The organism is Brevundimonas sp. GW822-FHT03E11 (assembly GCF_058801445.1).
On sequence record NZ_JBXANG010000004.1, the window covers coordinates 32,503 to 53,651 of the forward strand.

Consider the following 21,149-nt stretch of genomic DNA (forward strand, 5'->3'; position numbering starts at 1 on the left):
GGTCAGGGCTCGCCGAACGTCCGCGCATAGGCATCCATCCGCTCCCGGCGACGCGCTTTAGCCAGACCCTCCCGCGCGGCGGCGCATTCCGGGCGCCGGGCGCCCGCGTCGCACTCGGCCACGGTCCTCAACGCCGCTTCCGGGTCAGCGGCGAAATCCGCCGCGTCCCGCTGAGGGCTGGAGCAGGCGGCCAGCAGCAGCCCGGCGACACAGACGAGCCGTTTCACCGGAACGTCCGTTCGTAGGCGGACTGACGGGCGGCGCGAGCGGCCTCGGCCCGCTCCCGGTTCCTTTGCTCCTCAAGCCGGGCCTCGGCCGCCTGGGTGACCGCGAGTCCTTGAAGGCGAAGCTGTTCGTTCTGGATCAGGGCCTGTTCGGCGGAGAGGCGCGCTTCGAGATCCATCACCGCGCGGGCGTTGGGGGCGGTGTCCAGGGCGCGACGCAGCGTTTCCAGCCCATCCAGCCTTCGATCGGAGGCCGCGCCGACCGCCTCGCCGATCGCCAGGTCCCGGGCCGTGCGGGCGCCTGCCCGCTCGAGACTGTCCCGGTAATAGGCGTCGGCCTCGGACAGCTCCCCTCCGGACGGGGTGTAGAGCCGGGTTTCGCGCCGGATCGCGTCGGCCCGGTCGGCCAGAGCGCCGAGGGCGGATAGATCTCCCTCGGCGGCGGCGCGCAGCGCACGACCGTCCGGGAGGGGATTGCGAAGCTCGGGTGCGCCCAGGCTTTCGGCCAGGCGGTTGACATCCGACAGATCGTTCAGGCTGTCGAACAGGGCGCGCTGTTCCTCGATCTGGGCCTGCAGGGCCTGAAGCTGCTCGAGGCTGGTCCGGGCATCCTCGATCATCTGCACCAGGGCCCGCGGATCGTGGACGACATACTGGGCGTGGGCGGCGGGGGCGGCGAACAACAGACCTGCGGCCAGGGCTGTTGCGGCGAGAGGACGGAGGATCACAGGGTTCTCCTTTGCTCATGGAAGGGTGCGCGCCATTGCGCGTAGTCGTCGCCGACCTCGGCGCGCAGGCGGTCCAGCAGGGCGACCGTTCCGGCGCGACCGGACAGGACGGCGAGCGCGTCATCCATGCCGCCGAGGTCTAGCTCGACCACGACGCTGTCGTGGCCCTGCTTGACGAGGAAGCGGTGGGACTCCGGCGTCAGCTCCTCCCGGACGAGGCGAAATTCCTCGCGGGTCAGGCCAAATCCGTCGATGTAATCCCGCGCCTGGCCGTGGGCGTTCGGCAGGAAGATCTGGGTGGCGCACTGTTCGAGGATGGCGTGGGCGATCGGCGAACGCAGCGCGTCGGCGGGTGACTGGGTGCCGAACACCATGAAGGCGTTCTGCTTGCGCCAGGTCTTCAGGCCGTCCTGGGCCAAGTCGGTGAAGGCCGGATCGCCCAGAACCTTCCAGAACTCGTCGATGTCCAGAACCAGGCGGCGGCCGTCCACCCGTTCGGCGATACGATGGAAGAGATAGAGCATGGCCGGCGTGCGGACCTCGTCGTGGTCCAGCACCTGGGTGATGTCGAAGCCGGCGAACCGGGCGCCGAGACTGAGTGCGTCCTCGTCATTGTCGAGCACCCAGCCGAGAGGGCCGCCCTTCTGCCAGCGTTCCAGGCGCGCGCCGATGCCCCCGGCGTCGGCCTGACCCAGGAGGCTGCGTAAGGCTGCGATCGAGCGGCGGTCGCGCGGCAGGGCCTCGAGCGCGCTGACACCGTCGTCGATGGCGCGCGCCTGGGCGACCGTCAGCGTTTCGTCAGGGCGGGCGACCAGGGTGCGGATGAGGCGCACGAGGAAGGCGCGGTTGGCGGCGGAGGGCGCCAGCGCCTTGAAGGGGGCGAAGCCGGTCGGCTCCCCATTGCGGAGCGCCAGATAGGTGCCGCCGCTGGCCCTGACGAAGATCTCCGCGCCGCGATCCTTGTCGATAAAGAGCTGCTGGGCGCCGAACCGCTCGAGCTGGGCGAGCATGAAGTTCTGGACGACCGTCTTGCCGGATCCCGAGGGCCCGCAGATGAAGGTGTGGCCAAGGTCGCCGACATGGAAGTTGAAATGGAAGGGCGAGCCGGCGGTGCTGCGCAACACCGCCACCGCGGACCCCCAGTGGTTGCCCTCGGCCTTGCCGACCGGGTGGGCGTGGAGCGGCGCCAGGGCCGCGAAATTGCGCGAGGTGATGGCGGCCGGTCGGGTCCGTCTCGAGAAGACGCCGGGGAACTGCGACCAGAAGGCTGCTTCCAGGCCCAGGTCTTCCCGCGCGACGACGAGGCCGGAATCAGCCAGCACTGCGCGGGCCTTGGACAGATGGTCCGCGAGCTCCGACGGGTTCTCGCCGTGGACGAGGACGGACGCCTGATGCTCGCCCATGACGAAGCGGTTGCTGGTCAGGTCGTCGAGGGCGTCGGACAGGCCCTCGATCTGCGACCCGGCGCGATCGCGCGCCGAGACCATCTGGTTTTGCTTGCGCTCCATCACCGCGCGCGCGGCGGCCTTCGACAGGAAGGCGAAGGACTGCGACATGACGAAGCCGAACCGGGCGTTCAGCAGGGGGTCCCAGAGGCCTGGCCGGGTCGTCGCCGGATATTCCTTGATGGCCAGCACCCCGCCGAACCGTTCTCCGGCCGCGTCGCGCAACTCCAGAACCTCGCGGCCGAAGATGGTGCGGACAGTATAGACCGCTGCGCCGAGATGGCCGTGGACGAGCGGTGCTGCGGAGCGGCGACCGGTCAGGATCAGCCCCATCACCTCCAGAGGTTCGGAGAACCACAGCCCGTTTTTCTCGTAGAGACCCAGCGATCGCGGTCCATAGCGATCGAGGTACTGGACCAGGTCGCGCCCGGCCTCCTCGAGACGCCGCACCTGGGCCGTCATGACCTCGGCGTCGTCCCGGCGAGCCTGGCGCAGCCGCCGCATCATGGCCGCAGCGCGGTCGGCGCCGTCGCGGCCCGGATGCAGGACCAGGGTCACGAACAGTTCGTTGACCCACAGGCGGCGAGTGGCCATCCGGGCGTCGTAGGCCTCGGCGAGGCCGGCGGCGAAAGCCGAGGCATGGCCCCCCGGGGGAGAAGGCGGGACCTCGCGCCGGACGATATGATGCCAGATCGCCAGCCGGTCGTCGGCGAGGTTGCGCCAGGCCTGGTTGAGCTTGACGTGCCAGTCGTTCAGGTCGCGCGCATCGGCGGTCTCGAAACTGGCGCCGGAGACCTGGAACACCATCATCAGGGCTCCGCTGTCCAGTGCGACCACCTGGTCGTTCACATGGCGCGCATAGGGGAGCTGGGACCGGAACTCGGTCTCCCGGCGCAGGCGGGACGAAGGAGCGCCGCCGTCACCCACGGAGAACCTCCATCGGCTGGTAGCGGCGGACGAGGGGGAGGGGGGACACCGAACTGCCGCCCCACAGGGCGCCGTTCCGGCACCGTCCCTTTGTGTCGACGTAGAGGAACAGGAGCCGGAAGGCATTGTGATCCGCCCGGCAGATCGCCCGGAACACCAGGTGCAGGGCGGGCGCCACGAGGAGGTAGAGAAGGCTGCCGCCGACGAGGAAGACCACGCCGGAAACGATGACGTTGACGCCCATGGCTTCCATCGGCACGCCCATCACCATCGCCGGCCGGGTGCAGGCGAGGAACAGCGGATCCTCCGTCAGGCGCTCTTCAGCCATGCCCGCCTCCATCGGCGAGCCAGACGCCTGTGACGACCAGGGTAGCCCCGCAGGCGCCGCCGCCGATCAGCTGGGCGAACCGTTTCGGTGAGATCAGACCAAGCCCGACCGCAAGGCACAGAGCCAGGAGCGCCGACGCCAGTCCGATCAGGGAGAGCAGGCCGGGCGAGGGCATCACGCTCCGCCCGTGATGAGATTGACGATCTCCGCCGCCCCGAAAACGACGACGATGCCGAGAACGACGATCGCCGCCCGCCGCAGGTCGAAGAGCCCGAACATCCACAGAATGCCGACGACCACGACCGCCAGCACGGCCAGGAGACGGGCGGTGTTTCCCGTCAGCATGTCGACGACGTTTTGCAACAGCCCCTCGACGTTCGCCGAAGCGAAGGCCGGTTGGGCCGTAAGGACCGTCGCGGCCAGGGCGATGGAGAGGGTCGCCGCGGCGGAGCGGGAAGGGCGGCGCGCGGATGCGATCAGGCTCATCGGGTTCACCGTTCGGCTGGAGTTGCAAAGACGACGGGGCCGGCCTGCCGGCGGCCGAAGATGTCCCAGGCCGGAGCGGGCGCTGGCGGTGACAGATCGGGGTCGGCGCGATCGGGACGCGCGAGGGTCCCGACGATGGGCGGCGCAGCCAGCCGAAGCTGGACCGCCGCAGCCTCCACTCTTGAGACGTAACCGTTCCGGAACCCACGTCGGGCGTCGCCGGTGTTGTACCGGGACAGGGCGATCCTGAGTGCGGCCTGACGGTCGGCGGGCGTCTCCGCGGAAACCCGGTAACCGGCCCGCAGCACGGTCGCCGCCGCCGCGAGATTAGGGCAGGGATCGAAGGCGTCCTCGACTGACAGATCCAGCCATTCAAGATTGCGGCTATTGATCTGGGCCAGGCCGAGATCGATGTTGGCGCCGCGCGCCAGCAGAGCCCGCGCCACGCGCGCAGCCTGGGCTGCATCGCGGGCGCGCGCGGGCGCCGTCCCGCCCCGGTTCACACCGATCGCCAGGGGGTCGAAGCGACTTTCGACATGGGCGATCGCTGCGAGCGTTTCAGGCGCGACCGACGGCGCGCAGGCCTGCGAGAGGGCGAGAACGGCGGCGAGTTCGAGCATGAGGCCTCCAACGAGAAGGCTTCACCTCACCAGAGACGAGGGTTTGCGGGCCACCCGCGAGATCCCTGTGGGAGATCTACGGTAGGAAGGACCGCGGCTCGGAGAGTTCACGCTCGACCTTGGCGAAACGCGCCACGGCCTGGATACGGGTGCGCACGCCCAACGCCTCGCAGGCCGCGGCCAGATGCTCGTCCACCGTGCGCGGTGAAATGCCGATCTGCTCGGCGATCCCGGGCGAGGAGAGACCGGTGGCTGCCAGCCGCAGGCACTCAAACTGTCGGTCTGACAGGGCGTCGATCGACGATCCGAGCGAGCCCGGCGATGTCGGGGCGAGGGACATGACCTATTGAGCGGAGCTTGAGGCGCATCTGGAAAGACCGTGACCTTGGCGCCGTAAACCTACGGTCGGTCCGCTCGGCCAGAACGCTCGGTCAGCTGGCGTCGTCGCGGACCGGGCGCATCAGCCGCGCCCGACGTTCCTCAAGCCAGGCGTCGGCCTCGGCGTCACGATGTACGGACTGGACCGCCAGATCCCGCAGCGTCTTGGTGAAGGTGTTGATCAAGGTGCGGGCGTCGAGGTCGTTGATGGCGTCGCCTGCTTCCTCGTCGAACTCCTGCAGAACGACCACCAGGATGGTCGCAAGTTTATTGTCGGCGCACCGCAAGGCGAAGTCCGGAGACCCCAGGGCCAGCGCCGCGAGGATGCCGTGTGGATCGCTGTCGGTGACCTCGGCGAAGCGGTGGATTCGCTCGATGTTGATCCGGCCCGCGCCGGACTCGAAATGCTCGTAGGACCGCAGGGCCATGTTCATCCCCTGGGCCACATCGATCGTGCGCATACGTCTGTGCGTGCGGATGAGGCGCAGGCTGGTGGAGAGGACGGCGTTCGGCGTCAGGGGGTGCTGGGAGTCCATCTGTCGGTCTATGCCCCGGCCATCCACATCACGCGAGATATACTCCCTACCTCTACTGGTTGAAAAATGCATCAGCCGGGGGTCAAATGAAACCCTCGAAATATCAACGACGTAAAAGCTGCGGTCATGACGCAAGTTTATTGCGGAACCCACCATAGACTCTACTCACCCGCGCGCACGACCCTTTACCGAGCGGTCGTCCGCTTACGGGGAGAGCGGTCGTATCCGCCGCGCCCCGTATGAGGCAGCGTGATCCCTTCGGCATGGCCATGGCCAGTCTGCGGACAGCGATCGAGGACGGTCTCGCGCCTGGTCAGCACCTGTCGGTCGCGGACATCGCCGCCTCCCTGAAGCTCAGCACCAGCCCCGTTCGCGAGGCCCTCTCGAGGCTGTGCGGCGAAGGTCTGATCGAGGATCGGCGGGGGCTCGGGTACTTCACCCGCGCCGCGCCATTCGAAGATATCGTTGGGCTTCTGGATCTGGAGGCCGCCCATGTTCGTCTGGCCGCCCGTGACGGGATGGTTCCGGGGCCGGTCGATGCGACCAATGAAGTCGTTGAACGGTGGATCACGGACGTCGTCGCCCGTTGCGAAAGCCAGCCGTTGGTCGAGAGTCTGATCCGGGTCAGACGCCGGCTCGCGCCCCTGCGTCGCCTGGGCGAAGCGATGATCGATGCGGAGACGCCGGACGAAGGCGATCGGCTGGAGGCCTACTATGCACGGTGGCGGGTCGCGGCTGGCCTCGTGGCCGCCCGCATCCGGCGGCTTGATCCCGGCCAGTCCGAATACACGCGCAATATCGTTTGAATCGATTTGGGATCGGGCGCTGATGGTCTGTCGTCGACCTTCTGTCGACCTTCAGAAAGAGGAGACGACCATGACCACCAAGAGCATCTCGCGCCTCGTTCGCCTGGGCGCCGCCCGCCAGCTCACCCGCGCCAACTCGCGTGGCGAGTTCGACGAGCTGAATCCTGTGCTGAAGTACACGATTCCGCCAACCGAGTAAGCGGACGGGCCGCTTCGGCGGCCCGGACCTCCGGGCTGGGCCTCGCCCCGGACCCCGCGATCAGAGGCGTTCTTCGTGACAAGGAGATGGATCGATGAAGATCCGGACCGACGCGACGATCCTGCGACTGGGGGCCGCTCGCCGGCTGACCCGGGCCATCGCTATGGGACCGTTCACCGAACTGAATCCGGCTCGGCATTGGACGATGCCGCCCGAATGATCCGGACGGGGTCGCCTCAGGGCGGCCCCCGACGGTCCCTTCGATCCGACCTTGGGCGTGATGTGGAGAGGCCTGATGCCGTCACGCGCTCCTTTCGAATGCTGGAACCCTGCTGTGATCCAATCCGCCTCGTCCGGGACCTCTCTCGTTGCACCGCAGCTCCAAAGCGCCTCGCTGGCCGACGGGCTTCATGCGGTCCGGATCGGCGATGACCTTGTCCTCCTCGACCTCAATGCAGACGACTATCTGTGCCTGCCGGAGTGCGGAGACATCACTGTCACCGGTCGCAGTCTCGCCGGCCCCATGGAGGCCCTCCTGCGTCTCGCGGCGGAAGAATTGCTGCATCCCATGCAGGCCGAGGACGACCGACCGGACGCGCCGAAACTTCCATCGACCCGCCTTCCGCCGCCGCCGCCGACCAGGCCCGATATCCGGGATATCATCGTCTTTGCCCGGATATGGGCCGATTGTGCAGGACGCCGGCCAACGCTGCTTCAGCTCAAGCAACGGCACGCCGAGCGACAGGGACGGCGGGACGACCCGGTCGCGCTCGCCGCCCGAGTCGAGGTCTTCAGACAACTGCTGCCGTTCGCGCCCGTGACCGGGGCATGCCTCCTTCAGGCAGAGATGCTTCTGCGATTTCTCAATGCCGCCGGCCTCGACGCCGACTGGGTGTTCGGCGTCAGGACGTTCCCCTTCCTTGCGCACTGCTGGATCCAGTGCGGCGATCACTGCGTCAGCGAGGCGCCTGAAACCCTCATCGTCTACCGCCCGATCATGGTGATCTGACGTGGCGGCGGACTCGGCTATCGTCCTCGTCGGCGACAATCCCGCCGCGCTCGAGGCGGCCATCGCGCCGATGCGGAAACGACTGAGCCGACGCGGCTGGTCCCGCAAGGTTCAGGCGCCCTTCCTTGCGGTGTTTGCTCCGTCCGCCGGACGGCTGGACATCACCTGCGGCCTCGATGGCCATGGGCTTCTGATCGGAGACATCTACAACAGGGACGGGGAGCGACTGGAGGCCCGGGAACGGGGCGTCCTCGGGTGTCGTCGTCTCGACAGCGCGCGCGCCCGTGACGTGTGCTCCCAATACTGGGGCCGTTATCTTCTCCTTCGCCGGTTCTCCGGCGAGGTCTCCATTCTCCGCGACCCGTCTGGCGGAATCGATTGCGTGGTCTGGCGCCGAAACGGCGTGACCTTCATTGCGACCGGCGCCGATGTCGTCCTCGATCCCTGGCTTCCGGACACGACGGCGATCGACTGGAGCGAGGTGGCCGCCCTGGTGCGTCGGCCGGGTGAGCACCGGCATAACCTGGCCTTGACCGGACTGACCCCTGTCGCCGCCGGCGAACTGCGGACCGTCGGAGAGACGTTCAACCTCGGCGACCGGATCTGGAAGCCGGCCGAAGTCTACAGGCATCGCGATCGGACCGCGCCGCCGGACCTCAAGGCATCCGTGGTACTCGGTGTCACCGCGCTTGCCGGGACGAGGCGCTGGGTCGCGGAACTCAGCGGCGGGCTGGATTCCGCCATCGTGGCGGCCGCCCTGTCCACCGACCAGCGCGGACGGGTCGCGGCCTGGGTCAATCACTATGTCGATCATCGGGAGGGTGACGAGCGGGGATATGCCCGGGCGGTTGCTCGACGTCACGGCGTGACCTTGACCGAGGTGCGTCGGGAGGGATTGCGTCTCGGAGCCCCACGGCTTGAGGTTGCCGCGGATGGCTTTCGGCCAGCCTCCAATGACATCGACCCCGACTACAATGACGACATCGCCGAACGCATAGAGGAACTCGATGCGTGGGGATCGCTGACGGGGCAGGGCGGCGACGCCGTCTTCTTCCAGATGCCGACCTTGCTGATCGGTCTGGACGAAATCTGGGAGCGTGGCTTCAGGGCGAGGGGCGAGGTCCTGCATCGCCTGTCCCGCTGGTTGCGCCGTCCCGTTTGGCCGACGGCGCTCGCCCGGGACTGGCGTGAAGAGCTCCGTTACCGGTCGTCCTGGACGCATCCGTGGCTCGAGGACCTTCGGGGCGTACCGCCCGCCAAGGCCATGCAGATCTCGGCGCTGGCCTTCTGCCAGACTTTTCAGGGCCCGGCGGTCCGCAGCCGTCGCGGACCGTGTATCAATCCGTTGCTCAGCCAGCCGGTCATGGAGGCTGGTCTCGCCCGTTCCGCAGTCGACCTGACCTGGGGCGGTCGCGATCGCGCGGCCGCACGGGCGGCTTTCGCCGATACGGTGCCGTCCGTCGTCCTCGATCGTCGATCCAAGGGCGAACTCGGGGCCTATTACGGTCGAGCCGTGGCCGAGCATCTTCCCTTCATCAGAGACTATCTCCTCGGGGGCGCCCTGGCGGAAGCTGGCTTGCTCGCCCCCTCGCTGGAGGATCGCCTGACCCGTGATCACCTGCTTTGGCGGGGCGGCCATTCAGAACTGCTCAGTCTGGCGCAGACGGAGGCTTGGGTTCGGCGGTGGCGAGATCGGCTGGCCCTCCAGAGGGCTTGAGGTAACGGTCGAACCACGCCCTGACCTGTTGGTAGTAGAGCCGGATATTGCCGGGGCTGCGAAGGCCATGCTCCTCCCCGATCAGGAGCGTCAGGGCGACGGGCCGTCCAAGACGGTGGAGCGCGCCGTAGAGCTGTTCCGATTGGCCCAGCATGAGATCGTACTCCCCGGCGACCAGGAGAGTGGGTGTGTGGATTCGGTCGGCTTGGTCGAAGGGACTGTTGCGGCGGTATCGGTCGGCCGCGCTCCAGTAGGACGTCCGCATCGCGGCCTGGCCGGACTCGAGCCAGCGCGCGCTGGCGGAGGCCGCAAGGGGATGCCCCCCCTCCAGCCTGAGGGTCGACCCCACATCGCCAATGACCGTCGAGAAATTCATGGGTCCGTTCAGGGCGACCACGGCGTCGAAGCGGTCTGACTGGGCCGCGCCCATGACCGCTGACCAGGCGCCGAAGCTCCAGCCCCATACGCCGACCCGTTCCCCATCGACCAGGCCTTCGGCGCCGGCCGCGTCGACAACGGCAAGGATGCGCGCGGCCAGTCCGTCAGCGGGCTCGCGCGTCGGCGGGAGGTCCGGAATGAGAATGGCGTAGCCTTCGGCCACGAGCAGTTGCGGGGCCATGGAAAGGCTCGTGGATTCCCGCCGCATCCACCAGGGCGGCGCGTCATAGGCGTCACCCTGATAGGGCACCACGATGACCGGCGGTTTCGAGGACAGATCTCGAGGAAGATAGAGCCACCCGCCGACGCCGCCCGGAGCTGAAACCCGGCGCGGCGCCGCCACCTCGATGCGGTCCAGCTCGGGATTGATACGCCGGACCACGGTACGCCCGTGCTCGTCCTGCCGCCTCAAGACGTCGGGCTCGTCCTCCTGCCCACTTCGGTCGATGCTCACCCCGTGGCTCCAGCTGACCGCAGCCCCTGGGGCGGCGATCGCACAGGCCGTCTCGAGAGCGGGGTCGGCGTACACTCGACAGAGCCTCCCGCCAAGTTGTGACAAGGTGGCGAAGCGCCTTTTCATCGGGCCGTTCAGGGCCCGCAGGCCGAAAGGTCCGCCGGGGTCGACCGCGGATCCCGCCGGTCCGAGCACGGTCACCTGGCCGTCTGAATCGAGGCGGACGAGGTTCCCTCCGTGATTGAAGAGGACGACGGACGGGTGTTCCGCAACGAGCCGGGCGTTCGGCCCCAGACCGGAAATCGGCTGGATGCCGCCATCGAGGCTGAACCAGCCTTCTCCCGCCTCGGAGCGGCCCTTGAACACCGGGGCGCCGTCCAGCCAGCCACCCTCGGCGGTGGGCATTCCCTGGAAGTCGGTCGCCGCGACGGGGGTGACGCCCGACGGGGTTTGATCCTGCACCTGCCCGTCGGTCCCAACAGTCAGAAGCCGCGTGCGGTCGCCGTCAATGGCGACCACGAGAAGTGCGTCTGATCGGGGCGACCAGGCGAGAAGGCTGGTGGAGATGTCTCCAGTCCCAGGGGGGGATATGAGCCGGCGATCCTCCAGCGAGACGATCTGCAGGCCTCGCGCGCGCCTCACCTCCGTCGAGGCCTCGGCGGCTGGGGGCGGCAGCAGCGGACCATCGAGGAGAAGCGCGACATGGCGGCCATCCGGCGAGGATTCGAAGTCCAGGAACGGGCCGTCGGCGATTGCGGAGGCGCGTCCGGTCGTGGCCGTGATCCGCCAGAGGCGACGAGGGGCCAGGGTATCCTTTGCGTCTGAGCCCACCATGACGGCCGCAGCGGCCCCCTCCATCGCCGCCGCTCTCAGGGCCAGCAAGCGCGCTTGCTCCGTGCGCGGTCCCGCCAGTCGTGCGGGAAGTGAGCCGTCAGGTGTTCCCAGCACGATCAGGCTGTCGTTTCCCAACCATTCGACTGACCGCCCCCACAGCCCCAGGTCAGGTGCAACCTCCGTCCAGACCACCCGCCCCGTAGCCAGGACGACGACCCCCAGACGCCAGGCGTCGTCCCGAAGTCTGAAGACGACCATGCGGCTGCCGTCCGGCGAGAACGGGCCAGCCGTGTACCCGGCGTTGTCCGCCATCGGCAAAAGCGGTCGCGGCGGGGCGGTGTCGTCCAGATCGAGACGATACAGTCGGGCGTAGCGGTTGGCGCCCTCGGCCTCGACATCATGTCGGGGGAGATCGATCCGGCTGAGGCGTTCCTCGAAAACGGCGATGGCGCCGGTTGGGTCGATCGCCACGCGCCCGTAGCTCTCAAGACCCAAGGCGATCTCAACCGTCAATGGGTCAGCCCGGACGAGGGACGGGCAGGCGAGCGCAAGAGCGCTCGCCATCAGAAACAGGGCTCTGCGCATTCGCGCTCACCAGCGCTTGACGAGCTGGAGAGAGACCTGGCGCCCGAGGACATTTGTGTTCGCAGCGTCGTAGCCGATGCCCGCCGGGGCGTCATAGAATGGCGGCCCCTCATTCAGGAGATTAAGCACGTTCAGGGTGAGCGAAAGGCCCCTGATCCAGCCAGAATCCAGATCCACACGCGCCTGACCGTCGAGGGTGATCCAGTCATCAATCGCCCTGCCATTGGCGGTGTCCCGCCCGCCGCTGACGTGATTGAGGACGCCCCCGATGGTGATGGGCCCCTGCATCCACTGGGCCCCCAGCCGGCCCCGCCAACGCGCGGGGAAGTTGGGAACGCCGAGGAGGTCCTCAGTCGGCGAGGCCGGGGTGATCGTCCTGTCGTTCGTGATCAGGTGCGTGACGGTCGCGTCGAGCGACAGGTCGCCAGATCCAAGGGTGAAGCGATAGCGCGTCGACAGATCCAGCCCCTGCACCTCCACCGCCGAGGCGTTGACATAGCGATTGTCGATCACCGCGCCATAAGCCGTCGCGGGGAAGACGTTCGGGTTGTAGTTGCCGGGATGGGCGAGGAGCGACTGCACATAGGCGAGATCGGCCGCATCGGTGCGCGGGGCGACGTAGCGAATGAAAGGCGCGAGCGTCGGATCGTTCAGGGCGTCGATCAGGTTCTCCGCCACCGGAGTTGCGATCCGGTCCTCGAACGTCGTGCGGAACCAGCCGCCTTCGATCCGCAACCCTTCCATCGAGCTCGGTGTCCAGACAAACCCGGCGGTCCAGGATTCGGCGGTCTCCGGGGACAGATCAGGATTGCCACCGTACTGAACGATGCTGATCACATTGGAGCCCGCGCGATCGAGGAAAACCGGGCCCAATCGATATGCACTGTTCAGTTCGCGCAATGAGGGCGCTCTGAACGAGGTGCCGAAGCTTGTTCGAAAAAGTAGATCCGTGGTCGGCTTGTAGAGCAGTCCGACCTTGGGATTGGTCGTCTGACCGACCCCTTCGTGATCCTCGATCCGGCCGGCGAGCGATACCTCCAGCCGTTCGAGGCCGGGGCGGGTATTGTCCGGCCCCACAATCGGGATTCGCAATTCGGCGAAGGCGGCGGTCACATCGCGCTCGAACCGGGTCGGGGCGGCGATACGTGGGGTCGCGCCGGAGATGAAGTTCTCACCGGAGGTCTCGAACCGCTCGCGCCGGACATCGAGGCCGATCGCCATGCGGAGGTCGCCGCCGGGCAGGCTCAGCAGGACGCCGTCCGCCTTCAGGTTCATCGAGGCGACCGTGCTGACGTTTTCCGACCGGATGTAGCCGGACCCGATGAAGGCCAGCAGCGCCGCGCTGTGCGACGCCGGATCGCCGTAGGGATTGAAGAAGCCGTCGACCGACGGGCGGAAGGGGGTCGCAGGATTATCGGGCGTCGCGCCAATCGCTTCGTCGAGCCGGGACGTCTGCACACGGTTGGTCGCCAGCAGCCCCGTCGTTTCACGCCCTCCGCTGAAATAGGCGTCGGTGTTCCATCCGAATAGCGTTCCGCTGATCCCTAAGGCTCCGCCCACGCTCCGTGAGAACCCCTCGTCCCGGCCGGGGCCGAGATCGTTGATGAAGGAGTAGGCGATTTCCTGGTACGGCTCACCCGCGACAGGGGTGAAATAGGGGTTGTCGGGGGATACGAACAGGATGCCGATATCGGCCATTGTGTCCTGCTTGTACCGTCTGTCCGTGTACCGGATGTCGCCGTCCAGGCTGAAACCGCCCGGCAGGTCCTGACGCCCCGCCAGGAAGAGACTGTTCCGCCTTTGGTGGGGGAGGCTCCACTGTCCCTGCATCTGGTTGGTCAGATTGACCGCGCCGGGCCGGAAATCGCCCGCCGTGAGATTGAGGCCATTCTGACCCGGGGGAATGGCGTGGGTTGGTTCATACGAACCGCTGATGGGATCAAACGCCATCAGATTGCCGGGCGCACCGTAGAAGAAGCGATGATCAGACCCGCCCAGGGCGCGAAGGTCGGCATCGGCGGTCAGCCGGCGATCGGCCGCCCGAAGCTCTCCGCGGTCATGAAACTCGTAGGCGGCGACCATGCTGCCGCTCGACCAGTCGAAGCCGCCGCTATGCGACAGCAAGACTTCCTCGGCGCCGCCGTCGCTCGTCCCTCCCACGCGCAGGCGGGTCTCGGCCACCTCGAAGCGGGACTTCAGGATGACGTTGACGACCCCGCCTACGGCGTCCGCACCGTACAGGGCGGACGCGCCGTCGAGGAGCACGTCCGTCCTCGCGACCGCGCTGGTGGGGATGTTCGAGATGTCCGAGAAGTCGCCCGCGCTGCCGGTGCCAGCGATCCGCCGACCATTGACCAGGACCAGGGTGGCGTCAGCCCCGAGGCCTCGCAGGTTCACTCCGGTCGCATAGGCGAGGTTGCGGCTCGTGCGGTCTGCGCCTGTTCCGGCCGACCCTTCATAGGCCGCGCCGGTGAAGTTCTGGGGGAGGGCGGCGAGCGTTTCGGCGACCGTGCCCCGTCCCTGTCGGTCGACGTCGGCCTGGGTGACGACAGTGACGGGAGACGGACTGTCGGCGCCGCGCAGATAGGTGCCGGTCACCACGACCTCGCCCAGCTCGGTGGCCTCGTCCACGTCCAGGTCGGCGCGCGCGGCGGGATCGAACAGGACGAAGACCGTCGGCCGGCTCTGGCGATACGACAGACCGGTGTCGCGCAGCATGAGCTGCAGGGCGGCTTCCGGCGCGTGATCTCCGCTCAGGGCCGCAGACCGGCGGCCGGCGACAAGGGCGCTCGGATAGAGGATCTGGAGACCGCTCTGACGGCCGAAGGCGGGCAAGGTGCGCTCCAGCGGCCCAGCGGCGATCTCGAAGCGGCGGACGTCGTCCGACGACTGCGCGATAACGGGCGTCGCGACTGCCATCATCAGCGCGGCGAGCGCAGTTGAAGTGTATCCGTGGCCCATGGCTTTCCCCCATTTTTCTACCCGCGAATGTGCGGGGCGGGGAGGAGACGTTGGGTCGCGGACTTCAGTCTAAGTCCGGGAACGAATTATTTTCAGGCGCTGCGGCGCAGCACGATCCGGCCGTCGTCTGTCCGCGAGGCCTGGAGCGGATAGAGGTCCGTCAGGGCCGCGACAAAGCCGTCGACATCGCCTGCATTGAAGACGCCGCTGACAAGGATTTCCGAGACCCTGGCGTCCTGAAGCTCGATCGGCTCGCGGCTGTAGCGATTGACCTCCGCCACCGCCACCGAAACCGGGGTGTTCTCGAAGGTCAGCCGTCCGACCGTCCAGCTCGTCGCCGCCGTGACGTTGGTGGTCACCACCTGGGGCTGGCGGGCGGAAGTGACGACCTGCTGCCCCGGCGCGAGGGACCACTGAGCCGGTCTGTCCACATCGTGTCGGACCGCGACCCGCCCATCGACCAGGATGACCCGCGCGCCCGCGCCGGAGCGCCGGACGTCGAAACGGGTCCCCAGAGCGGTCACCCTTGTGTCCCCGGCCGCCACCACGAAGGGGCGCGCGGCGTCGCCTTCGACATCGAACATCGCCTGGCCGGACGTGAGGGTGACGGCGCGACGATCCCGCGTGTAGCGCACTGCGACCCGCGTGTTGGTGTCCAGAGTGATCCGCGAGCCGTCCTCCAGCCGCACCGTCCTCTGCTCCCCGATCGCCGTCTCATAGGTCGCGGGCCTCTGCTGGAGCCAGGTGAGGCTGAAGGCGCAGACCGCCAGGGCGGTCGCCCCGGCGACGCCCAGCGAGACCAGACGGCCCGACGGCCTGCGCTTCCGTCGGGTTTCAGGCCCGCGCGCCGCCTCGGCCGTCAGGGCCGCCATCTCCGGGTTGCCGGCCAGGGCGCCGGCGGCTTCCCACATCGACTCGATCTTCTGAAAAGCCCGCGCGTTGGCGGGATCGCGGCGCCAGGCGCTGAAGCCGCGCACGTCCGCTGTGGTCACCTTGCGCTGATTGAGTCGAGTGAACCACTCGACGGCTTCCCTGCGCCTGATGTCGGCCTCCGCCTCGATCGTCATTCGTCTTGCCTAAAGGTCCAGCCGAGACGCGCAATACTCAAGCGCCCGGGCCATCCGCCACTTCACGGTCTGCTCGCTGATCTCGAGGGTCCGGGCAATCTCCGGATAAGTCATACCGCCAAAGCGGTTGAGAACGAAGACTTTGCGATACAGGGGCGGCATCTCGCGGATTGTCTCGGTCAGCAGCGCGGCGTCGAATTGCGCGGCCGCTTCGCTGACAGGCTCGGGCGCCGCCTCCCGGTTCCTTCGCTGACGGGCGTCCCGCCTGTGCTCGTCATTCAGCAGGTTCAGGGCGATCCTGAGCAGGAAGGCCTTGGGGTGACGGATGTCGGCCAGGGCGTAGGGCGCGGCGCGGATGTAGGTCTCCTGGACCACGTCCGCGGCGGCGTCTGCGCCGATCCGACCGCGCAGACGCCGTCCCAGCCAGGGGGCGTACTGACGGTAGAGACGGCCCAGACCGTCCTGTCCCTCCGCGCCCAGCTGCTTCGTGTCTGTCACCACGCCTCTCCGACCTCTTCGACAGAGGTCCGGAATCCGGGCGAGACCGCACGCGCGGCCGCGCGCGCGTCAGCGCACGCCTCCGCAGGCGCCGGCAACCGACATCCGTGCGTCGCACGGGGTCGTCGATGACTTGATGTCGCACAGGGGATTCCAGGCCCCACCAACGCGAACGTCGGCCCTGGAAGCATGAATCAAAGGCGTGGCGGGTGCAAGTCGCCCGGTGCCGCGGCGCGCCGGCCGCCTTTCCGCAAAAATCTGGCGGGGAGACCGCAAATCACTGTCGTTGCCTGAAACGACGATTCCCGCCCAACGTGAATCCTGTTCACTCAGGGAGTTGTCCATGGATTGCGCGTCACCGACCCAGCCTCACGAGACACCCGCGTTGAGCCCACGCGAGTCGGAGTGCCTTCTGTGGGTCAGCCGAGGCAAAAGCTCGGCCGATATCGGCCAGATCGTCGGCCTCTCGCCGCGCACGGTGGACAGCTATCTGGAGAAAACCTGTGCGAAGCTCCGTGTCCGGACCCGTATTGAGGCGGTCGCGGTCGCCGTCCGCGACGGCATCATCGACCCCGACGCGGAGTGAAGTCTCGGGCCGGGAGCGAGGAGGGGGCGGGTCTGGAACTTCTGTACCGAAGCCGGGAGTTTCAGCGATGACCGCCGCCGACGCTTTCGCGTCCCCCGGCTCTCGATCAGCGCTTATCCGTTCCGGAACCCGCCGGCTCATAGTCTAGGGGCGCTTCCCGCCCGGAGTCGATCCACTGCGGAAACGTCGCCCCGGGCCAGGCGCCGGAGGTCAGAAATGGTAGCTTGGATCGACCGGCCGCACGCCGATGGAGCCCTGATGTCCTACCCTTCCTTCACCAGCGCCGAGGAGACGGTCGACCGGTTCCTCGAAATCCTCTCAGATCACGGCGTAGACCTCGCCGGCGCGTCGCAGGACGAGGCGTTGCAGATGATGAACGTCATCCAGATGTGGCGCGATCCGCACCTGCTGCCGGCCGATCCCCGGCCGGTTCTGCGCGCGGCGATGGGGTTCGTCGATCTTGCCGGCAAGGTGGTGGGGGTCGCGGGTCACAAGGATTTCGGGGAGCTGATCCCTCATCTCAAGATGCTGGCGAAGACGACCGTGCTGCAGAATGCGGCCAGCCCGGTGACCGATGATGCCGGGAACAAGGTGATCGAGCTCTATGTCGCCGCCCTGGCCATGAGGTTCGCCGATGACGTGAAGCTGGATCATCCTTCTGCGTCAAAGGGCGATAATCCGGATGTCATGTTGACGTACCGCTCCAAACGCTGGGCCCTCGCACTGAAAACCCTGCATAGCCGCCGCCCGCGGACGATCTACGACAACATCAAGAAGGCGTCCGACCAGATCGAGGCATGCGAGGCGGACCATGGTCTGGTGGTGCTGAACGTGAAGAACCTGCTCGACTACGACGCCCTGTGGCCGGCGTCGTCGATGCCCTTCCCGGAGACCAAATTCACATCCGACTACTTCCAGCAGATCCGGGCGATCCTTGCGCCCCTCGACGAAATCCCGGCCGATGATTGGCTCGCCGCCCTGGGACCGGGCCGCAAGGCGGCTCTCCCGGTGATGTTCATCGGCCAGGCCGCCGCTTCCGCCCTTCCCACGCATGGGGGCGGTCCGCGTCCCACGGCGATCAAGGGCATGATGACCTATCTGACCCCGAGCGATGATCCGGTGGGGGCGCTCAAGCTGGCGTTATCCCTCAACGACGCCGCCCAACAATTCACCTGAGTCTGTCGGAGGTCTGGCGATGAGGCTTCGTCACACGATCTAACGCCAGACATCGACCCTGCCAACCGCGCGCGGTCGCCGAGCGGCGGGCCGGTTTGGATGGTGGAGATCCCGTGGGCGAGCGTCGGGCGGGCCTGATGCAAAGCGGTGTAATCGTGCGGTTCGCCATCGCCATCCTGTTTCATGTGGGGGCCGGAGGCCGGCAACAGCCGCCTTTGCGCGGACTTTGTAACGCATTGCCTGTTTTCGGGATCGGAAGTAACGAGCGCGAGATGACCTGGTCGATGACGACATGGGCGAGATTGATCGTGGCGGCGACTATCGTGTTCGCCGCCTTCTTCTTCGCGCCTGCCGTCGACGCCGCCACCTGCCTGCCGGAGCCGCCCGCGGCCCATGCCATCGTGGATCACGATCAGGGCGGCGGCGATCACAGCGACAAGGGCGCCGGCCACGGCGTCTGCTCGCACGGACACTGCCACCACACGACCACCGCCCGCGCCAATGGCGTGGACGCGATCGCGCCCGCCTTCGGCGAACCGCCGCTGGAGAGCGGCCGCCAGGATGATTTCCGGGCCTCCATCACGCCCGACGGGCTGAAGCGTCCCCCCAGAGTCTGACCGAAGACCTGCGCCTTTGCGCGCCTCTTCGTCCTCAGAAACTCTGGAAATGAATCATGTCTCCCACATCTCGCAGACGGCCGCGTTACGCGGTCGGCTGCGCCCTCGTCGCGATCGCGGCGAGCCTGGCCAGTCCCGTTTGGGCTGACCCGGCCCCGACCTATGCCCAACTTCTCGCCCAGCTCGGGCAAGCCCCGGCGACCCTCGAGGCGCGCGCCAACTACGACGCCGCCGAGGCGCGTGTCCGTCAGGCGCGCGTCCGGCCCAACCCCGTGCTCGGCTTCGATGTCGAGAACGCCTACGGCTCCGGGCCCTATTCGGGGCTGAACAACGCCGACATGACCCTGGCGATCAGCCAGGATCTCGAACTGTGGGGGCGTCGTCCGACCCGCGTCGCCGCCGCGCGTGCGGAGGCCGGCGCGGTGGGACTTCAGCGCGATCTGGCGGTGATCGACGCCGCCGGACGCCTTGCGCTCGTCTATGCCGAGGCGGAAGCCGCCCAACGGCGGGCGGCGCTCGCCGAAGAAACCCTGACCCTTACCGTCGCCGACGCCAGGGCCGCCCTGGCGCTGGTCGAGGAAGGCCGTGAGCCCCTGCTGCGCGGTATTCAAGGGGAGGCCGAAGCCGCGGCCGCCCGCGCCACACGGGACGAGGCCGTCGCCGAACGGGACGCCGCCTACGCCCGGCTGACCGCCGTCGCGATGATCCCTGCGCCCGTGACCGCGATCGATGCGAGCCTGCTGGACGAAACGCCGGCGACAGGGGGCTCGGCTATTGAGGACGCCCCTACGGTTCGCGTCGCCGAGGCCCAGCGCACGGCCGCCGAGCGCCGGGTCGATGTTCAGCGGGTTCAGGCCCGCCCGGACATCAACGCCAGCGTCGGCATTCGCCGGTTCGAGGCGGAGGACGCCACGGCCCTGACCTTCGGAATCAGCATGCCGCTCCCCTTGTTCGATCGGAACCGGGGGAACATCGACGCGGCCCAGGCTGAGTTCCGCGCTGCGGACGCCCGGCTGATGTCGGCGCGGCAGGAGGTCCAGGCCGACCGCGCCGCGGCCGTGGCCCGTCTGGCCGCTTCGGTCAGCCGGGTGAGCGCGGCCGACGCCGGCGTCACCGCCGCCGAGGAGGCCTACCGCCTGTCGCGGATCGGCTTCGAGGCCGGACGCATCTCCCAGGTGGAATTGCGCATCACCCGCACCGCCCTCGTCAACGCACGCGCCGCCGCGGTGGACGCCCGCCTGGCGCGGGTCCGCGCCGAAATCGATCTCGCGCGCCTGGACGGCCGCGCCCCCTTCCAAGGAGCCCTGTGATGCGCAAGCGCACATCGAACAAAACCCTGTTGATCGGCGGCGTCGCCGCCCTGGTGATCCTTGGCGGCGGCGGCCTCTGGTTCGCCACCCGAGGCGGCGACCCGGCATCGCCGCCCGCCGCCGAAGGCGAAGCCGGCCATACTGAAGACGAAGCCGGTCACGTCGAGGGCGAAGCCGAACATGCCGAGGAGGGCGAAGCGCCCGAGGGCCAGGTGACGCTCACCGCCGCCCAGATCCAGGCGGCGGGGATCACCGTCGTCGGGGTCGGCGGCGGCGGAGGCGGGGAGACCCGCCTGGCCGGTCGCGTGGAGCCGATGGTCGACTCGCGCGCGGCGGTGGCCGCCGCTGTCGGCGGACGGGTCGAGCGGGTGCTGGTCGCTCCAGGCCAGGCGGTGCGGGCCGGCCAGCCCCTGGTCAGTCTCGTCAGCGGCGAGGCGGCTACCTTCCGGGCCGACGCAGACGCCGCCGGGGCGTCTGCCGAGGCGGCGCGCCAGGCCTACGAGCGCAATCGCAGTCTTTCGGATCAGGGCATCGTCGCTCGCCAGGAAGTGGAAGCGTCCCGCGCCCAGTTCCTCAGCGCCGAGGCCGCCACCCGGGCCGCGCGGGCCCGTTCCGCCGCGGCCGGCTCGCCCAACGCTTCGGGCCGGCTGAGCGTCGTCAGTCCGATCTCGGGCGTGGTCAGCAATGTCCAGGTCGGTCCGGGCGGCTTCGTCGCCCAGGGCGGCGTGGTCGCCGAGGTCAGCAACCCCGCCCGCGTCGAGATGGTGTTCAATGCGCCGCCGGCGCTGGCGGCCAACGTTCGCACCGGATCGGCGATGCGGGTCACCGGACCGAACGGCGAGTTCGACGCCATCGTCACCGGGGTCGCCGCAGACGCCGGGATCGGGGAGAGCGGGGCCACCGTGATCCGCGCCCGACCTTCAGGCGCGACGCTCCCGCCGGCCGGCTCGGCCGTCACCGGCGCGGTCGTCACCGGCCAGTCGACCGGGGGCATGACCGTGCCGACCGAGGCGGTCCAGACCGTTGACGGAAACACCGTGGTCTTCGTCCAGGTCGAGGGCGGCTTCCAGGCCGTCCAGGTGCTCGCCGGCCGTCAGGCCGCCGGGCGGACCGAGATCCTGCGCGGTCTGACGGGATCCGAACGGATCGCCGCCGCCAACGCCTTCCTGCTCAAGGCCGAACTCGCCAAGGGCGAGGCCGAGCACGGTCACTAAGGGGGC

At 68.2% G+C, this 21,149-nt stretch carries 23 protein-coding genes; 10 read left to right on the forward strand and 13 right to left on the reverse strand.

The window, feature by feature from the left end:
* Positions 1–2: 2 nt before the first annotated feature.
* The 9 genes from AC1RKE_RS07815 to AC1RKE_RS07855 form a co-directional block, all read right to left on the reverse strand.
* Positions 3–227 (reverse strand): EexN family lipoprotein, encoded by a 225-nt coding sequence (locus tag AC1RKE_RS07815; RefSeq protein ID WP_492896766.1) that lies wholly within the window; start codon positions 225–227, stop codon positions 3–5.
* On the reverse strand, positions 224–952 hold the full coding sequence (locus tag AC1RKE_RS07820) for a TrbJ/VirB5 family protein (RefSeq protein ID WP_348682960.1): 729 nt from the start codon (positions 950–952) through the stop codon (positions 224–226). Before AC1RKE_RS07820 ends, AC1RKE_RS07815 begins: the two co-directional genes overlap by 4 nt.
* The gene (locus AC1RKE_RS07825; protein ID WP_348682961.1) at positions 949–3,324 is read right to left on the reverse strand and encodes a VirB4 family type IV secretion/conjugal transfer ATPase; all 2,376 of its coding nucleotides are present in this window, start codon (positions 3,322–3,324) and stop codon (positions 949–951) included. Before AC1RKE_RS07825 ends, AC1RKE_RS07820 begins: the two co-directional genes overlap by 4 nt.
* Positions 3,317–3,652: a VirB3 family type IV secretion system protein gene (locus AC1RKE_RS07830; protein ID WP_348682963.1), complete on the reverse strand. Its 336-nt coding sequence runs from the start codon at positions 3,650–3,652 to the stop codon at positions 3,317–3,319. Before AC1RKE_RS07830 ends, AC1RKE_RS07825 begins: the two co-directional genes overlap by 8 nt.
* Positions 3,645–3,827, reverse strand: coding sequence for a hypothetical protein (locus AC1RKE_RS07835; protein WP_348682964.1), 183 nt, complete (start codon positions 3,825–3,827; stop codon positions 3,645–3,647). Before AC1RKE_RS07835 ends, AC1RKE_RS07830 begins: the two co-directional genes overlap by 8 nt.
* A complete protein-coding gene (locus AC1RKE_RS07840) occupies positions 3,827–4,138 on the reverse strand; it encodes a TrbC/VirB2 family protein (protein ID WP_348682965.1) in 312 nt (103 codons plus the stop codon). Before AC1RKE_RS07840 ends, AC1RKE_RS07835 begins: the two co-directional genes overlap by 1 nt.
* A gap of 5 nt (positions 4,139–4,143) precedes the next feature.
* The gene (locus AC1RKE_RS07845) at positions 4,144–4,758 is read right to left on the reverse strand and encodes a lytic transglycosylase domain-containing protein (protein ID WP_348682967.1); all 615 of its coding nucleotides are present in this window, start codon (positions 4,756–4,758) and stop codon (positions 4,144–4,146) included.
* A 76-nt stretch (positions 4,759–4,834) separates the two neighbouring features.
* On the reverse strand, positions 4,835–5,098 hold the full coding sequence (locus AC1RKE_RS07850; protein WP_348682969.1) for a helix-turn-helix domain-containing protein: 264 nt from the start codon (positions 5,096–5,098) through the stop codon (positions 4,835–4,837).
* Between the two features lie 91 nt (positions 5,099–5,189).
* The gene (locus AC1RKE_RS07855) at positions 5,190–5,672 is read right to left on the reverse strand and encodes a helix-turn-helix domain-containing protein (RefSeq protein WP_348682970.1); all 483 of its coding nucleotides are present in this window, start codon (positions 5,670–5,672) and stop codon (positions 5,190–5,192) included.
* 239 nt (positions 5,673–5,911) lie between these two features.
* Between AC1RKE_RS07855 and AC1RKE_RS07860 the strand changes: the two genes are divergently transcribed.
* From AC1RKE_RS07860 to AC1RKE_RS07880, 5 genes are all read left to right on the forward strand, one after another.
* Positions 5,912–6,478: a GntR family transcriptional regulator gene (locus AC1RKE_RS07860; RefSeq protein ID WP_348682972.1), complete on the forward strand. Its 567-nt coding sequence runs from the start codon at positions 5,912–5,914 to the stop codon at positions 6,476–6,478.
* 70 nt (positions 6,479–6,548) lie between these two features.
* Complete coding sequence (locus AC1RKE_RS07865) at positions 6,549–6,677, forward strand: hypothetical protein (RefSeq protein ID WP_257720135.1); 129 nt, start codon at positions 6,549–6,551, stop codon at positions 6,675–6,677.
* A gap of 94 nt (positions 6,678–6,771) precedes the next feature.
* Entirely contained in the window at positions 6,772–6,897 is a 126-nt protein-coding gene (locus tag AC1RKE_RS07870; protein WP_348682974.1) for a hypothetical protein, read from the forward strand.
* Between the two features lie 114 nt (positions 6,898–7,011).
* On the forward strand, positions 7,012–7,686 hold the full coding sequence (locus AC1RKE_RS07875) for a lasso peptide biosynthesis B2 protein (protein WP_348682975.1): 675 nt from the start codon (positions 7,012–7,014) through the stop codon (positions 7,684–7,686).
* A gap of 1 nt (position 7,687) precedes the next feature.
* Positions 7,688–9,403 carry an asparagine synthase-related protein gene (locus tag AC1RKE_RS07880; RefSeq protein WP_348682976.1) on the forward strand — a complete coding sequence of 572 codons (1,716 nt, stop codon included), beginning with the start codon at positions 7,688–7,690 and terminating at the stop codon, positions 9,401–9,403.
* On the opposite strand, the gene AC1RKE_RS07885 is transcribed toward AC1RKE_RS07880, so the two are convergent.
* The 4 genes from AC1RKE_RS07885 to AC1RKE_RS07900 form a co-directional block, all read right to left on the reverse strand.
* Positions 9,336–11,714 (reverse strand): S9 family peptidase, encoded by a 2,379-nt coding sequence (locus AC1RKE_RS07885; RefSeq protein ID WP_492896773.1) that lies wholly within the window; start codon positions 11,712–11,714, stop codon positions 9,336–9,338. The genes AC1RKE_RS07880 and AC1RKE_RS07885 overlap by 68 nt on opposite strands.
* A gap of 6 nt (positions 11,715–11,720) precedes the next feature.
* On the reverse strand, positions 11,721–14,675 hold the full coding sequence (locus AC1RKE_RS07890) for a TonB-dependent receptor domain-containing protein (RefSeq protein ID WP_348682979.1): 2,955 nt from the start codon (positions 14,673–14,675) through the stop codon (positions 11,721–11,723).
* A gap of 92 nt (positions 14,676–14,767) precedes the next feature.
* Positions 14,768–15,742: a FecR family protein gene (locus AC1RKE_RS07895; RefSeq protein ID WP_348682981.1), complete on the reverse strand. Its 975-nt coding sequence runs from the start codon at positions 15,740–15,742 to the stop codon at positions 14,768–14,770.
* 9 nt (positions 15,743–15,751) lie between these two features.
* Positions 15,752–16,240, reverse strand: coding sequence for an RNA polymerase sigma factor (locus AC1RKE_RS07900; RefSeq protein ID WP_492896776.1), 489 nt, complete (start codon positions 16,238–16,240; stop codon positions 15,752–15,754).
* Positions 16,241–16,583: 343 nt separating this feature from the next.
* Here AC1RKE_RS07900 and AC1RKE_RS07905 point away from each other — a divergent pair, with 343 nt between their 5' ends.
* The 5 genes from AC1RKE_RS07905 (at position 16,584) to AC1RKE_RS07925 (ending at position 21,143) form a co-directional block, all read left to right on the forward strand.
* On the forward strand, positions 16,584–16,826 hold the full coding sequence (locus AC1RKE_RS07905) for a helix-turn-helix transcriptional regulator (RefSeq protein ID WP_492896778.1): 243 nt from the start codon (positions 16,584–16,586) through the stop codon (positions 16,824–16,826).
* 258 nt (positions 16,827–17,084) lie between these two features.
* On the forward strand, positions 17,085–18,002 hold the full coding sequence (locus AC1RKE_RS07910; RefSeq protein ID WP_348685190.1) for a hypothetical protein: 918 nt from the start codon (positions 17,085–17,087) through the stop codon (positions 18,000–18,002).
* Between the two features lie 155 nt (positions 18,003–18,157).
* Positions 18,158–18,619, forward strand: a complete 462-nt coding sequence (locus tag AC1RKE_RS07915) for a hypothetical protein (RefSeq protein ID WP_348685192.1) — start codon at positions 18,158–18,160, stop codon at positions 18,617–18,619.
* A gap of 56 nt (positions 18,620–18,675) precedes the next feature.
* Complete coding sequence (locus AC1RKE_RS07920) at positions 18,676–19,929, forward strand: TolC family protein (RefSeq protein WP_492896781.1); 1,254 nt, start codon at positions 18,676–18,678, stop codon at positions 19,927–19,929.
* Positions 19,929–21,143, forward strand: coding sequence for an efflux RND transporter periplasmic adaptor subunit (locus tag AC1RKE_RS07925; protein ID WP_348685369.1), 1,215 nt, complete (start codon positions 19,929–19,931; stop codon positions 21,141–21,143). Before AC1RKE_RS07920 ends, AC1RKE_RS07925 begins: the two co-directional genes overlap by 1 nt.
* Positions 21,144–21,149: the final 6 nt, after the last annotated feature.

Coding starts and splice junctions, on each gene's coding strand:
- AC1RKE_RS07830 (WP_348682963.1), bottom strand. CDS start 3,652: ATGGCTGAAGAGCGCCTGACGGAGGATCCGCTGTTCCTCGCCTGCACC.
- AC1RKE_RS07835 (WP_348682964.1), bottom strand. CDS start 3,827: ATGCCCTCGCCCGGCCTGCTCTCCCTGATCGGACTGGCGTCGGCGCTC.
- AC1RKE_RS07840 (WP_348682965.1), bottom strand. CDS start 4,138: ATGAGCCTGATCGCATCCGCGCGCCGCCCTTCCCGCTCCGCCGCGGCG.
- AC1RKE_RS07845 (WP_348682967.1), bottom strand. CDS start 4,758: ATGCTCGAACTCGCCGCCGTTCTCGCCCTCTCGCAGGCCTGCGCGCCG.
- AC1RKE_RS07850 (WP_348682969.1), bottom strand. CDS start 5,098: ATGTCCCTCGCCCCGACATCGCCGGGCTCGCTCGGATCGTCGATCGAC.
- AC1RKE_RS07855 (WP_348682970.1), bottom strand. CDS start 5,672: ATGGACTCCCAGCACCCCCTGACGCCGAACGCCGTCCTCTCCACCAGC.
- AC1RKE_RS07860 (WP_348682972.1), top strand. CDS start 5,912: ATGAGGCAGCGTGATCCCTTCGGCATGGCCATGGCCAGTCTGCGGACA.
- AC1RKE_RS07865 (WP_257720135.1), top strand. CDS start 6,549: ATGACCACCAAGAGCATCTCGCGCCTCGTTCGCCTGGGCGCCGCCCGC.
- AC1RKE_RS07870 (WP_348682974.1), top strand. CDS start 6,772: ATGAAGATCCGGACCGACGCGACGATCCTGCGACTGGGGGCCGCTCGC.
- AC1RKE_RS07885 (WP_492896773.1), bottom strand. CDS start 11,714: ATGCGCAGAGCCCTGTTTCTGATGGCGAGCGCTCTTGCGCTCGCCTGC.
- AC1RKE_RS07890 (WP_348682979.1), bottom strand. CDS start 14,675: ATGGGCCACGGATACACTTCAACTGCGCTCGCCGCGCTGATGATGGCA.
- AC1RKE_RS07895 (WP_348682981.1), bottom strand. CDS start 15,742: ATGACGATCGAGGCGGAGGCCGACATCAGGCGCAGGGAAGCCGTCGAG.
- AC1RKE_RS07905 (WP_492896778.1), top strand. CDS start 16,584: ATGGATTGCGCGTCACCGACCCAGCCTCACGAGACACCCGCGTTGAGC.
- AC1RKE_RS07910 (WP_348685190.1), top strand. CDS start 17,085: ATGTCCTACCCTTCCTTCACCAGCGCCGAGGAGACGGTCGACCGGTTC.
- AC1RKE_RS07920 (WP_492896781.1), top strand. CDS start 18,676: ATGTCTCCCACATCTCGCAGACGGCCGCGTTACGCGGTCGGCTGCGCC.
- AC1RKE_RS07925 (WP_348685369.1), top strand. CDS start 19,929: ATGCGCAAGCGCACATCGAACAAAACCCTGTTGATCGGCGGCGTCGCC.